The 12,427-nt window shown below is 46.2% G+C and carries 11 protein-coding genes; 3 read left to right on the top strand and 8 right to left on the bottom strand.

Annotated elements, in window-relative coordinates:
- The first annotated feature begins 79 nt into the window (after positions 1-79).
- The 3 genes from NI465_RS02655 (at position 80) to NI465_RS02645 (ending at position 1,747) form a co-directional block, all read left to right on the top strand.
- Complete coding sequence (locus tag NI465_RS02655; RefSeq protein WP_253144192.1) at positions 80-565, top strand: hypothetical protein; 486 nt, start codon at positions 80-82, stop codon at positions 563-565.
- A 259-nt stretch (positions 566-824) separates the two neighbouring features.
- The gene (locus NI465_RS02650) at positions 825-1,100 is read left to right on the top strand and encodes a hypothetical protein (protein ID WP_180086338.1); all 276 of its coding nucleotides are present in this window, start codon (positions 825-827) and stop codon (positions 1,098-1,100) included.
- 149 nt (positions 1,101-1,249) lie between these two features.
- Entirely contained in the window at positions 1,250-1,747 is a 498-nt protein-coding gene (locus NI465_RS02645; RefSeq protein WP_004280652.1) for a DUF2505 family protein, read from the top strand.
- Positions 1,748-1,869: 122 nt separating this feature from the next.
- On the opposite strand, the gene NI465_RS02640 is transcribed toward NI465_RS02645, so the two are convergent.
- The 8 genes from NI465_RS02640 to NI465_RS02605 form a co-directional block, all read right to left on the bottom strand.
- Positions 1,870-2,544, bottom strand: a complete 675-nt coding sequence (locus NI465_RS02640) for a DUF1345 domain-containing protein (RefSeq protein WP_253144190.1) — start codon at positions 2,542-2,544, stop codon at positions 1,870-1,872.
- 197 nt (positions 2,545-2,741) lie between these two features.
- Positions 2,742-3,191, bottom strand: coding sequence for a YbjQ family protein (locus NI465_RS02635; protein WP_243474426.1), 450 nt, complete (start codon positions 3,189-3,191; stop codon positions 2,742-2,744).
- A 3-nt stretch (positions 3,192-3,194) separates the two neighbouring features.
- Positions 3,195-3,551 (bottom strand): YbjQ family protein, encoded by a 357-nt coding sequence (locus NI465_RS02630; protein WP_253144188.1) that lies wholly within the window; start codon positions 3,549-3,551, stop codon positions 3,195-3,197.
- A 108-nt stretch (positions 3,552-3,659) separates the two neighbouring features.
- The gene (adeK, locus tag NI465_RS02625) at positions 3,660-5,126 is read right to left on the bottom strand and encodes a multidrug efflux RND transporter AdeIJK outer membrane channel subunit AdeK (RefSeq protein WP_253144186.1); all 1,467 of its coding nucleotides are present in this window, start codon (positions 5,124-5,126) and stop codon (positions 3,660-3,662) included.
- Positions 5,126-8,302 carry an efflux RND transporter permease subunit gene (locus NI465_RS02620; protein WP_253139050.1) on the bottom strand — a complete coding sequence of 1,059 codons (3,177 nt, stop codon included), beginning with the start codon at positions 8,300-8,302 and terminating at the stop codon, positions 5,126-5,128. Before NI465_RS02620 ends, adeK begins: the two co-directional genes overlap by 1 nt.
- A 13-nt stretch (positions 8,303-8,315) precedes the next feature.
- The gene (locus NI465_RS02615) at positions 8,316-9,578 is read right to left on the bottom strand and encodes an efflux RND transporter periplasmic adaptor subunit (RefSeq protein ID WP_004731916.1); all 1,263 of its coding nucleotides are present in this window, start codon (positions 9,576-9,578) and stop codon (positions 8,316-8,318) included.
- A 36-nt stretch (positions 9,579-9,614) separates the two neighbouring features.
- Positions 9,615-10,217, bottom strand: a complete 603-nt coding sequence (locus tag NI465_RS02610; protein WP_224215645.1) for a phosphatase PAP2 family protein — start codon at positions 10,215-10,217, stop codon at positions 9,615-9,617.
- Between the two features lie 152 nt (positions 10,218-10,369).
- On the bottom strand, positions 10,370-12,418 hold the full coding sequence (locus NI465_RS02605; protein WP_253144184.1) for a site-specific recombinase: 2,049 nt from the start codon (positions 12,416-12,418) through the stop codon (positions 10,370-10,372).
- Between the last annotated feature and the right edge of the window lie 9 nt (positions 12,419-12,427).

Genomic DNA, 12,427 nt, shown 5'->3' with positions numbered 1-12,427 from the left:
CTGGGTCAAAAGGGACTATTCAAATGAATCTTGATCCTATAACCATAAAAATAAAATTAGTCACATGAGATCATCCACCATGCTGAAATTACTGCTCCTGTTATGTGTTTTATTCATGTTGAATGCTGCCTGGATCGTCGGCAGAAAGATCTATAAAGCTCAGCGCCATCCGGCGCGTCAGCGTCCAGAAAAACCGGCACAGATTTCCAGCATGACAGAGCAAGAGGTCATCGAGCAAGAGCAGAAAGTACATCTGGTGGATGCTTATGAACTGGAATTGTTTGACGATGTGGCACAGCTATTCTTTCAACGGCAGGTGCATATTGAGAGTCGGGCACAGGCCGAACAGTTACAGCAAGAACTATTACAAAAAATGCCGATGCACAGTGGTACCCAGATTCGTCAGATGGATTTAGGCGAATGGTCTATTTTCTGGAATTTTTATGATCAGTCACTGGAATATTATGTCGGTCGCTATGGCGTATTCTATGCACATGTCGACCGTTTTGGAGAAGAGCACCGGCATGAAATTCACAGGGAACTTTTGCATTCTGACTGTGCTTAGAACACCACTTTCAGTCATTCTGTACGATTGAAGATCTCAGACTACGTACTTAAGCCATTGCAATTCAGAAAAGGTATCTCATGCCTTAGCTCAGATTTTTTCTGCCGCTTGGCGGAAATAGCCCATATAATTTATCTCCTTTAAGCCATAATCTTGTGCTAGAAAAACCTCAAAACTCGAGAGTCGTATCCTTGAAATAGTCATTTAAAATGTACGAAGTCTGGCGAGCAATGATCCGGACTAAAAAGGCAGAAATACTATGATCATTGATTTTCATCAAGCACAATTACAGAAGTTTATTGCACTGGCGATGAAGATCGAAGCTGAGCCTGAACTGTATTTGCAGTTTGATTCTGTGTCTGATTTTTATAAGGCTGACTGGCTGCAGGCTTTCCCAGCTAGAACTGAATACTATGTTTCCGGTCTAGATGATGGTGCCGATGAGTTTCATGCCGTGATTTATTATGGCGAAGCGCAGCTACAGATCAGCTGTGGACAGGCACAGCTTTCAGTAAAACTATGTTGCAAACATTGACCGGGCTGCCGGAATTTCCCGATAAAAGAATAATGACATCCGCTATAAAGTTGATATAAATTGCAGAGTCATCTCTGTATCTGATTTTTATTCGCATCAGCCGAGAGTGGCATAGGCGAATATCGTAATAAAAATAAGGAAAAAATAGCATGGCACATCAGTTCACCGTGAAAGCAATTATCAATGGCGTGTCTATTGATGAATTTAAGCGTTTGGCCAATGATATTCGTTTGCATGAGGCAGTTTGCCATCGAATTCCTGCGCAAAACTTGGAAATCCTTGTTTCGGAAAAGCAGGGGCATATGTATACCCTGAAACGCGCTTATAATCTGGATGTTAATATTCCGGATATCGCAAAAAAATTACTCAAAGATGCCTTCCGTTTGCAGCGTACCGATGTCAGTGATCTGAATGAAATGACTTCGACGGTACAACTCGGTGCGAACTTGCCGATCGAGGCCATCTGTCAGCGTGCAGTCACTGGAGATGAAGACCAGATCCAGTTCCAGTTAAACTGGACAGTCAAAGTCAAAGTGCCTTTGCTGGGTGGCATGCTAGAAAAGCATGCTGAAGGTGAGATTCGTAAATTTAGTGAAATTGAACTCAGCATCGTCGAAGATGAATTGCGTAAAGGTCTCACTGCTTGAAGCAATCAAATAGTGTGATCGACCTAATTTAAAAGCTGGTCATGTATACACCTAGGTGGTGGTAGTCATTTGGGCGGTAGATCGCCATTTTCAGGGTGACTGCCACTATCCAAAAAACTTTTTTAAGTGCTGATAAAGTTTGCCGTCACATTAATACTGATGGCCAGAATGGTGGTATTGAATCCGTAAGCCAAAAGCAAATGTAAGGTATTTAGAACCCGCATAGATTGGCAAGTAATGGATACATCTGCAGTTTGCGCAGAAGTCCCGATGATATAACTAAAATATAGAAAGTCTGGATAAGTCGGTCTGGTGGTATTGGGGAAATCCAGTCCACCTTGTTGCTGTTTGTCGAGCGCCAAATAAAAGTCATGTGCATAATGAATTGCAAAAATCGTATGCATCAAGAACCAGGCTGAAATAATGGTCAGAACTGACAAGATTAAATGACCGGTTCGGATGGTAGTATCTTTAGGTAAGTGATTAATTTCAATAATAATCGCTATAAAACACATGATGAGAGTGGTGATCACCAGAAACAGAATGATCCATTTGCTGGCATCCTGTTGCATGGCGCGTTGCAGGATATGAGCATGATCAATACGCCAGAGTTTTTTTATGGTCAATAATAAATAAACGTAAATTGCGATATTCCAGCTGATCAACAGGCAGCTTGACCAGCTCAAAGGGGTGAGGGCTTGTAAAACCAGATAAAATCCAACGATGGCTGGGAAAATAATAAAGAAATACAGACGGGATTGAAGTGCCGTTTTTATAGATTGAAGAAGCTGCATCATGCCATTTATATTTGTTTTGCTGACTTCTCAAGATCCTAGCACAGAACCGTTTGCAATAAAGAAGATTGCAACGGCCTGAGTATCAGCCTCAGTTATTTCCTCTACGACATTTCATCCTAAAGGTGTCGAACTGATTTGACTGCGCGGATCGCGCAGCAGGCGTGATCATCTCAATAAATTTTTTTCTGAACCGAGGTTTAGATCGATTGAGCAGGTTGTTGGATTGCAGTGCCATAAGCAAAGACTTCCACCATGCCACCTTGCATACCGAGTTCAGTGGTGCTGAGCCGAATGCCCATAATCTGAGTCGCCCCGATTTTTTCGGCTTCCAGTTTTAAACGTACAATTGCTTCACGTCGTGCGCGTTCTACGACACTTTCATAGCTGGTCAGACGGCCACCGAGCATATTCTGTACATTGGCAATCGCATATTTAAAATAATCATGGGAAATGACCACATTGCTGCTGATCATCTGTCCGGAATATTCAGACACAGCGAAGCGGCTATTATTCACCCGGATATAGACCAGACGTTGTTCCTGTTCATCCAGATAACGAAAATGTTTACGTTCGTTATAAAGTCCAAAACCGAAACCGACACTAAACAGAATGGCAAAAATGATGATCTGGAGAATTAAACCATCCATGCTTTAATCTTCCTGCGGAAAAGGGTCGGGCAATTTTGGCATGATCGGATCAACCACTATGGCTGTCCCATAAACAAAGAGTTCAGAAGCACCTTGGGCAATATTAGAGGTCGAGAAACGAATGCCGACAATCGCATTGGCACCCATACTACGGGCTTTTTCAATCATGCGGTTCATGGCTTCCTGACGGGATTCTTCCAGCAGTTCGGTATAGGCGGTAAGCTCACCACCGACAATATTTTTCAGGCCGGCCAATAAGTCACGTCCGACATGTTTGCTGCGTACGGTACTGCCATACACCACATCAATTTGCTGGCGAATGGTATGTCCCGGTACAGATTCCAGATTGCTAAGTAACATGTGCATGTTTTCTAAATAAATCGCTGGTCTATGACAATAGGAAAACTGCCTCGAAAATGCAATAAAAAAAAGCCCACCGAAGTGAGCTTTTCCTGATCTGTCTGGAATTTATTGCGCTGGTTGTTCTGCCGCACGGCGCTGTTCAGATACAGACGGTGTATTCGGCAAGGTGTCCGTCGTATTGACTTTCAAGCCGCCCCCCAGGGTTTTGTAGACTTCAACCTGATTGTTCAGATTGGCCTGTTCAAGCAATAACAAACCTTGTTCTGCTGCATAAGACGCACGCTGTGCATCCAGTACCGTCAGATAGCTGTCAATTCCGGCGCGGAAACGTGCCTGAGACAAGCGATAGGTGGTGTTGGTTGCTTCGACCAGACGGCGCTGAGCTGCCAGACGATCACCAATATTCTGACGTACTGCCAAGGCATCATTCACTTCACGGAAAGCAGTCTGAATCGACTTTTCGTAATCTGACAAGGCAATTTGCTGATCGGTTTCAGAAATACGGATATTGGCCTGACGGGTACCCCAATCAAAAATTGGAATATCCAGACTCGGACCAAATGACCAGGCAAAACTACCTGATTTAAACAGGTCGCCTAAATCAGTAGAGGCATAACCTGCTGAACCGGTCAAACTAATTGTCGGGAACAGACGCGCACGTGCTGCCGCAATATTGGCACCTGCCGCAGACAGGCGGTATTCTGCTGCACGAACATCTGGACGGTTAACCAATAGATCACTTGGCAAGCCTGAACCCAATGCAGTATTTGAAGTGATGCGGGTCACGCGTTGTGCTGGTAATAAATTCGCAGGCACTTGCTGACCGACCAGCAGGTTTAACAGGTTTTGTGCCTGTGCCACCTGAGTTCGGTAATTCGCAACATCATTACGTGCTGTTTCAACCGAAATTTGCGCCTGACGCACTGGAAGCTCGCTGTCGATCCCGACATCAAAACGTTTTTTGTTCAGATTAAAAGATTCAAGCTGAGCTTTCAGCGTTTGCTCAGCCAAAGCCAGATTGGCATTGGCAAACGAGTAGCTGAGCCAAGCCTGAGACACCTGACCAATTAAGGCAATTTGCGTCGCATCTCGAGCACTTTGGGTCGCCAGGAAACTATCCAGCGCATTGTCACGCAAGCTGCGGACACGTCCCCAAAAATCCAGTTCATACGCAGTTACACCCAGTCCGACATTATAAGTCGTCACTGCACCGCGATTCTGCGAATTCATGGTGTCCTGGCGCAATACGCTACCACTGGCACCAATCGTCGGTAATTGGTTGTTTTCAGTAATCTGATACTGTTGCTGAGCTCGTTGAATATTGAGGGCAGCAATACGCAAATCACGGTTATTGTTTAATGCCAGATCCAGCACCTGTAACAGGCGCTGATCGGCAAAAAAGTTTTTATAACCTTGTTCTGCTACAGAAGTACCAGACGCATTGGTATAGCTGCTCGGGATATCTGCCTGCGCAACCGGCTCTGGACTGCGCATACTTTGACAGGCTGTCAAAGCAAGCGCAAGGGCAGATACCGCAATGCTACGACCTGTAATAGACCATACATTTTGCATTACGACTTATACTCCTGATTTTGTTGTTTTGGTTTGTATTTAAAGACACTTCGAATCCACACGTAGAATACCGGGATAAAGAAGATACCTAACAGGGTCGAGCTGATCACGCCGCCGAGTACACCATAACCGACTGAGTGCTGGCTACCTGCACCCGCACCTGAAGCCAGAGCAAGAGGTAATACACCAAAACCAAAGGCCAATGTGGTCATGATAATTGGACGTAAACGCATTTTTGCCGCATGCAAGGTCGCTTCAAATAACTCTTCACCTTGTTCCTGCAATTCTTTCGCAAACTCGACAATCAAGATCGCGTTTTTCGCAGAAAGACCAATCACGGCAATAATCGCCACCTGGAAGTAAATGTTATTCGACAGGTTCGGGTTTTGCAGCAGCACCATTCCACCAAAGGTAAGTAATAATGCACCAACAATACCCAATGGCACCACCATTAGAACCGAGAACGGAATCGACCAGCTTTCATACAGGGCTGCCAGACACAAGAAGACGATCAGTAGTGACAAGGCATACAGGAACGGCGCCTGTGCACCAGATTCACGCTCTTCTAAAGATAGACCTGTCCATTCGAAGTCGAAACCTTGCAAGCCCATTTCTGGTAACTTCGCTACAATTTCTTCCATGGCCACCATTGCATCGCCCGAGCTAATACCCGGAGCAGGTGTACCCTGAATGTTCATGGACGATACGCCGTTATAACGCTCAAGACGTGGAGAACCGTAGGTCCATTCGCCTGTGGCAAACGCCGAGAATGGCACCATTTCACCACGATTATTACGCACATACCATTGGTCCAGATCTTCCGGCATCATCCGCGAGCCAGCTTCACCCTGAACATAGACTTTTTTGACACGACCGCGATCAATGAAGTCATTGATATACGAACCGCCCCAAGCAATGCCCATGGTGCTGTTAATTTCAGCAACACTCACGCCCAATGCACCGGCTTGTGCATGATCGACAATGACACGGTACTGTGGAGTATCTTCCTGACCATTCGGACGCACACCAGCCAGACGCGAGTCTTGTGCTGCTAGACCGAGGATCGTATTACGTGCTGCCAGGAGCTGGTCATGACTTTGACCACTTGCAGCTTTGAGCTGTAAGTTAAAGCCAGCCGACACACCCAGTTCAGGCATTGCAGGTAATTGTAGCGGCATGATGTAAGACGCATCTTTGACAATCATGTTCAGCGCCATACCACGTTGAATAATGGCACCGATTTGAGATTCCGGACTGTGACGCTCTGACCAGTCTTTCAGTTTAATAAATGCCAGACCTGCGTTTTGTCCCACACCCGTGAAGGAGAAACCTGCCACACTAAAGACGGATTCGACATGCTCTTTCTCGTTTTCCAAGAAATAGTTGGTCATGGTGCTGACCACTTTGTCGGTACGTTCCAAGGTAGCATTTGGCGGTAACTGAACCAGCGTCATGACCACGCCCTGGTCTTCATCCGGTAGGAACGAAGAAGGCAGTTTCTGGAACAACAGCACAATAATACCCAGTACCACGGCATACACCACGCCTGAGAAAATCTTGCTGTGAGTCATACGGTTGACGCCGCCCTGATATTTCACAGAGACTTTGTCAAAACTACTGTTAAACCAGCGGAAGAAACGCGCAAAAATACCATTACTTTCCGGCTTGTTCGGATCGTGCTGTTTCAGCAAGGTCGCACACAGGGCAGGGGTAAAGGTTAAGGCAACCACCAGTGACAAGACCATCGCTGTGACCAGCGTAATCGAGAACTGGCGATAAATGACCCCGGTGGTTCCACCGAAGAAAGCCATTGGAACGAATACTGCCGACAGCACCGAGGTAATACCAATCAATGCGCCAGAAATCTGTTTCATCGATTTTTCAGTTGCAGCCACCGGATCGAGATGTTCTTCCACCATGACCCGTTCGACGTTCTCGACCACAACAATCGCGTCATCGACCAGAAGACCAATCGCCAATACCATGGCAAACATGGTCAGGGTATTAATCGAGAAGCCAAAGATGTTAATGACGGCAAAAGTACCCAATACGACGACTGGAACCGCCATGGTTGGAATGATGGTGGCACGCCAGTTCTGCAGGAACAGGAACATCACCAGGAACACCAGAATAATCGCTTCGATCAGGGTTTTAACTACACTCTTAATCGACAGTTCAATAAATGGTGTGGTGTCAAACGCCAGTTGGTCGACCATGCCTTGCGGATAGTTCGGACGTAACTGTTTTAAGCGTTCTTCAACCGCTTGTGCGGTATCCAGGGCATTGGCGCCAGTCGCAAGCTTGATTGCTACACCACCAGCCGGTTTGCCATTAAATTTAGAATCAAACTGATAGTTATCTGCACCGAGTTCAACTCGTGCAACATCACCTAAGCGAACCTGCGCACCAGAAGTGGCATTTTTCAGGAAGATATTGCTGAACTGTTCCGGCGTTTGTAACAGACTTTGAGCCGTTACCGTCGCATTTAACACTTGTCCTTGAACTGCAGGCGCACCACCCAACTGACCTACGGCAACCTGTGCGTTTTGGGTACGGATTGCAGTAGCAATATCACTTGGCGTCACTTGCAGGCTGGCCATTTTGGCTGGATCCAGCCAGATACGCATCGCATAAGAACCACCAAAGACCTGAACTTCACCAACCCCGGCCACACGGCTTAAAGGCTCAGCAATATTCGAGTTAACATAGTCTTTGATGTCATCTGCGGTCAGGCTGCTATCAGGTGAATAGAATGCCAAAACTTGTAGGAAGCTGGCACCCGATTTGGTCACCCGCACACCCTGACGCTGTACATCTTCAGGCAGCAGGGCAGTCGCAGACTGTAATTTGTTTTGAACCTGAACCTGTGCGATATCAGGATCGACACCCTGGTCAAAGTTCAAGGAAATAGACGAAGAACCATTACCCGCACTGTTAGACGAGATATAGCGCAAGCCATCCATACCGTTCATCTGCTGCTCGATGATCTGGGTCACTGTATTTTCAACAGTTTCAGCAGATGCACCCGGATAAGTCGCAGAAATGGTTACGGTTGGTGGTGCGATGGTTGGATATTGTGCAATCGGCATTTTGCTGATGGTTAAAATACCCGCCAGCATAATCACCAATGCAATCACCCATGCAAAAATAGGGCGATGAATAAAGAATTGAGCCATGAACCATTACTCCTTATGCATTTGCAGCAGGTTTTTGTTCAGGTTTCTCTTTAGCATCATCTGCCTTTTTCTCGCTCGCTGCAGGCTGTTGCGGTGCAGCACCTTGTGGCGCAGCTGCTTGAGGTTGATAAGGTTTTGGTACAACTTGCTGTTCAGGTTTTACTTTCGCAATACCATCTACAATTACTTTATCGCCTGGATTCAGACCTTCGGTCACAATCCAGTTGCTGCCTTGGGAACCAACGGTGGTCACTGGACGTGGCGTCACTTTATTGTCAGCACCGACCAGCATCGCCATCGCCTGACCTGTTGGGGTACGGGTCAAAGCTGCTTGCGGAATCAGGAAAGCATTCGGTACTTCACCCTGTACGATTTGCGCAGTGGCAAACATACCTGGCAAAAGCAGGTGATTTTTGTTCGGGAATACTGCACGTAAAGTCACAGTACCTGTTTCCGGGTTCACGCTGGCATCGGAGAATGCAAGACGGCCTTCAACCGGGTAGATACTGCCATCTTCAAGCTTCAACTTGACTTTGGTGTTGTTCGAGCTGTTCAAGCTGCCTTGGTTAAGCTGTTGACGTAAACGTAAAAGCTCGGCACTTGACTGGTTAATATCTACATAGATTGGATCTAGACGTTGAATCGTCACCAATGGCTCTGGCTGATTTGCTGTCACCAAAGCACCCGCCGTCACAGACGAACGGTTGGTCTGGCCCGAAATCGGAGCACGTACAGTCGAATAGCCCAAGTTGATTTCTGCATTACGCAAAGTTGCGCGATTGGCATTCAAATCAGCTTCAGCCAATTTGACCTGTGCCGCGATATCATCATATTCCTGTTTGGAAATGGCATTGGTACCGACCAGTTGACGGTAACGGCCTTCCTTCACACGCAATACGCCCAGATTGGCTTCAGCACGGGCAATCGCTGCACGGGCATTGTCTACTGTAGTGCGGTTGGTGCTTGAATCGATTTCATATAAGGCCTGACCTTCACGCACATAGCTGCCTTCCGTGAACAAGCGTTTAAGCACCACGCCACTGGCTTGTGGACGTACGTCTGAAATTTCAAATGCTGTTGTACGACCTGAGAGCTCTACAGACTGCTCTACACTTTGCGGTTGTGCAACAAGAACACCGACTTCAGTCGGTGGCATTTGTTGTTGAGCACCAGCTTGCTGGCCCTCTTTAGGATCTTTGCTACAACCAACAAGTGCAAGACTTGTTGCCAATGCGCAAGCAGTCAGGGCAGGTGCCCAAAGCTTTGCAGACATCATTATTCCACCTCTAATTAGATTTATATCTAAATTTTCTTATTTGTGAGCCGCGCAATATCTGATCCAGACCATATACCACAACGAAATCCAAATAAAACTGATACTCCAGCCGGATATGACATCTGAAGGAAAATGTACGCCCAGATAAACTCTTGAGATCCCCATCATCAGCATCCATACCACTGCACCGATCACGATGAGAGTATAACGGGAATGTTGCCGATGGATGTAAATTGCCAAACAAGCCAGACAAGCCGCATATAGACTATGGGCACTTGGAAAGGAACTTCCAAAGCTTTCAACCAGATGCAAGGATTCTGGTGGTCGGGGTCGGGCAATTGCAAATTTCAACAGCCAAGCTAGGAGAATTCCTCCGATAATTCCGATACATATAAAAATTGCGTTTGTATACTTTTTATACCACAGCAATGCAATACACCATAGTGTGGATAAAAATAATACAAATGGCATGCCACCTATTAGGGATAAGGACTGAGTAATTTGATTCCAAAACTCGGTGCGATACAGACTCATCCATTCCACAGCCTGCAAGTCGAGCTTGCTTAAAGCGGGAATATTCAGGATGAACACACTGAAAATTAAAAATAAAATACCGACAAAAAGTAACAAGTAATGCATGCCAAAAATCCTTGTTCTTTTAACCGTTCGCAGATCGGCCAATTGTCTGAAGCAAAGTGTACTTGTCAGTACACTTTTTTTCAAGTGTGCGTATTTTATGCGAATTCCATTTTTTTCGTAAGGAATTTGTTGCTAAATATAGTGTAATTATCTCAGTTTTGAGTTTTTGTCGATGTATGATTTTCGTCAATTTCAATGCTTTGCTTGGGTGGCCAGAAGAAATCACTAGGTCGGGTCAGGAAGTGCGTCATGACCAGTTTTGCCAAAGGTTTCCACTGTTCAAAACGCACCCGGCGTGCGCGTAAGGCTACAATAATCGTCAGAGTGAAACTGACAAACAAGTTGGTCAGGCCAATGAGTAACACACCCAGAAAAGACACTACGATCAAGCCGATATCGGGACCATTGATCGTAATTAGACCCTGAATAAAGTTGGCAGAGGCAAAGGCGATATGGCGAATATCCAGTGGCAGACCGAGAATAAAACCAATGGTGCCCATACTGCCGAGCATGATCCCGAAAATAAAATTACCCGCCAGTGCACCCAGATTACGTTCAATATAGTCAGCAAAACGGTAAAGACGCTCTTGCCCCATCAGCTGCGATAAACGCACATGGGCTTTCAGTCGCGGGCCGACTTTGCGATAAACGGCCATATTGTCAAAATAACCGGCCAATAATCCGGACAGGAATAAACATACTCCGGCAATCGCTGCATGTGGAATCGCCAATGAAGTAAACGGATTCAGGTCATGCAGGGTTTTGGCAGCCTTGGCATGATTCATTAAAGGTTCATGCAGCGCAAAATCCCACAACAAGGTAATCAATGCTGCTACAGGAATCGCAATCGAAATATTGCCCAAAATAGCGACAAACTGGGTGCGGATGATATTTACAATCAGCGCGGCCAGCTCGGCAATTTGAGCCATTTTCGAGCCTTTACGCTGCTGTACAGTAGCCGCCAGTGCGGCAGCAGTCATCGCCGGTTGTTTGGTCGCTACGGTAAAATGCAGCACATGAATCAGCATAAAGCCCAGCGAATAGTTCATGCTATAGCTAAAGGCCTGCATCAAAGGGGCCATGGTGAGGCGTGTCATCAGAACTTTTAAGGTGGCCATCGTCGCGATGATGGCACCAGCACCTGCAGCCGATTTATACATGGCCAGAAAGCCTTGCTTGTCGGTACTCACATAATGTTCACCGGTCTTGCTGGCATTTTCAGTCACTTGTAAAGCCAAAAGTTCACTATTGGTGGCCAGCAGGGCCCGCACACTGCGTTCACTATAAATTGCTTCAGTAATGTCCGCCATAAACAGGCCAATGGATTGATAACGCAGATCATCGTCATCCATGACCATATTCAGCAGAATCTCAACCCGTTCCAGACACTGTTCTAGCAGTGCCAGCATATAGGTCAGGCTGACACTGACGCCAGTCCGCTTGGTAGAACGGCGAATCTTGGCCACGACATCATGACATTGTTCCAGCATCACCAGTGCTTGTGAGGCATCCGGTGGGGTAATCGAATCGACTAGGGTGACTGTGTTGTAACGTTTTTTATATTCCTGAATAAACTCGTTAATCTCACGATTCTGTACCAGAAAGGGAGATTCATATTCCATCAGTTCAGGCTGGGCATTAATAAATTCAGGGTGCAGACCAATACCACTGATCCGGTAAGACAAAATGGTCAGTGCCTTGATCAGTTGATCTTTGATTCGGGTTTTTTCAGGCTGATTGGAATGTCCCTGATTCAGGACTGTAAATAAACGTTGCCAGTCATCTTCATCAAAATAGTCTAGCCAGTATTTATCAGTACGTTGATAAAAAACCTTGCGGAATAATTCCTGGAGTTGCTGATGGTCGGGAATCAGCGGTAAGACATGCGCGCCAAGGCGCTGATTCAGCTGGTTCCAGAACCCATCCAGAGACAAAATACCGGTATCGGAAAACAGACCGGTTTGTTTATAGCGGTTAATGATCCGCAGGGTAAAGGTTTGAAGCGTGGCAACCGCATTCGGGGTGAGTAATAAAGCCCGGATAAATGCATTGAATTTCGCTTCGATCTCTTCGGTATTTCTGCTGTCTTCTGGTCTGATTCTTTCAACCAGTTCAATCAGAAGATTTTCATCCAGCACCGCCCGAGGTTGTTCAAGCTGGTGCTGCATGTTTTGGAAAAGATCTAGAAAATTAATATGCATAGGCGAGTT

This window comes from Acinetobacter lwoffii, assembly GCF_024129855.1.
GTDB lineage: Bacteria > Pseudomonadota > Gammaproteobacteria > Pseudomonadales > Moraxellaceae > Acinetobacter > Acinetobacter lwoffii_L.
The sequence above is the reverse complement of the archived record's forward strand: the minus strand, read 5'-3'. Positions and strand labels throughout refer to the sequence as shown.

Coding starts and splice junctions, on each gene's coding strand:
- NI465_RS02650 (WP_180086338.1), top strand. CDS start 825: ATGATCATTGATTTTCATCAAGCACAATTACAGAAGTTTATTGCACTG.
- NI465_RS02655 (WP_253144192.1), top strand. CDS start 80: ATGCTGAAATTACTGCTCCTGTTATGTGTTTTATTCATGTTGAATGCT.
- NI465_RS02615 (WP_004731916.1), bottom strand. CDS start 9,578: ATGATGTCTGCAAAGCTTTGGGCACCTGCCCTGACTGCTTGCGCATTG.
- adeK (WP_253144186.1), bottom strand. CDS start 5,126: ATGCAAAATGTATGGTCTATTACAGGTCGTAGCATTGCGGTATCTGCC.
- NI465_RS02645 (WP_004280652.1), top strand. CDS start 1,250: ATGGCACATCAGTTCACCGTGAAAGCAATTATCAATGGCGTGTCTATT.
- NI465_RS02635 (WP_243474426.1), bottom strand. CDS start 3,191: ATGGATGGTTTAATTCTCCAGATCATCATTTTTGCCATTCTGTTTAGT.
- NI465_RS02640 (WP_253144190.1), bottom strand. CDS start 2,544: ATGATGCAGCTTCTTCAATCTATAAAAACGGCACTTCAATCCCGTCTG.
- NI465_RS02605 (WP_253144184.1), bottom strand. CDS start 12,418: ATGCATATTAATTTTCTAGATCTTTTCCAAAACATGCAGCACCAGCTT.
- NI465_RS02620 (WP_253139050.1), bottom strand. CDS start 8,302: ATGGCTCAATTCTTTATTCATCGCCCTATTTTTGCATGGGTGATTGCA.
- NI465_RS02630 (WP_253144188.1), bottom strand. CDS start 3,551: ATGTTACTTAGCAATCTGGAATCTGTACCGGGACATACCATTCGCCAG.
- NI465_RS02610 (WP_224215645.1), bottom strand. CDS start 10,217: ATGCATTACTTGTTACTTTTTGTCGGTATTTTATTTTTAATTTTCAGT.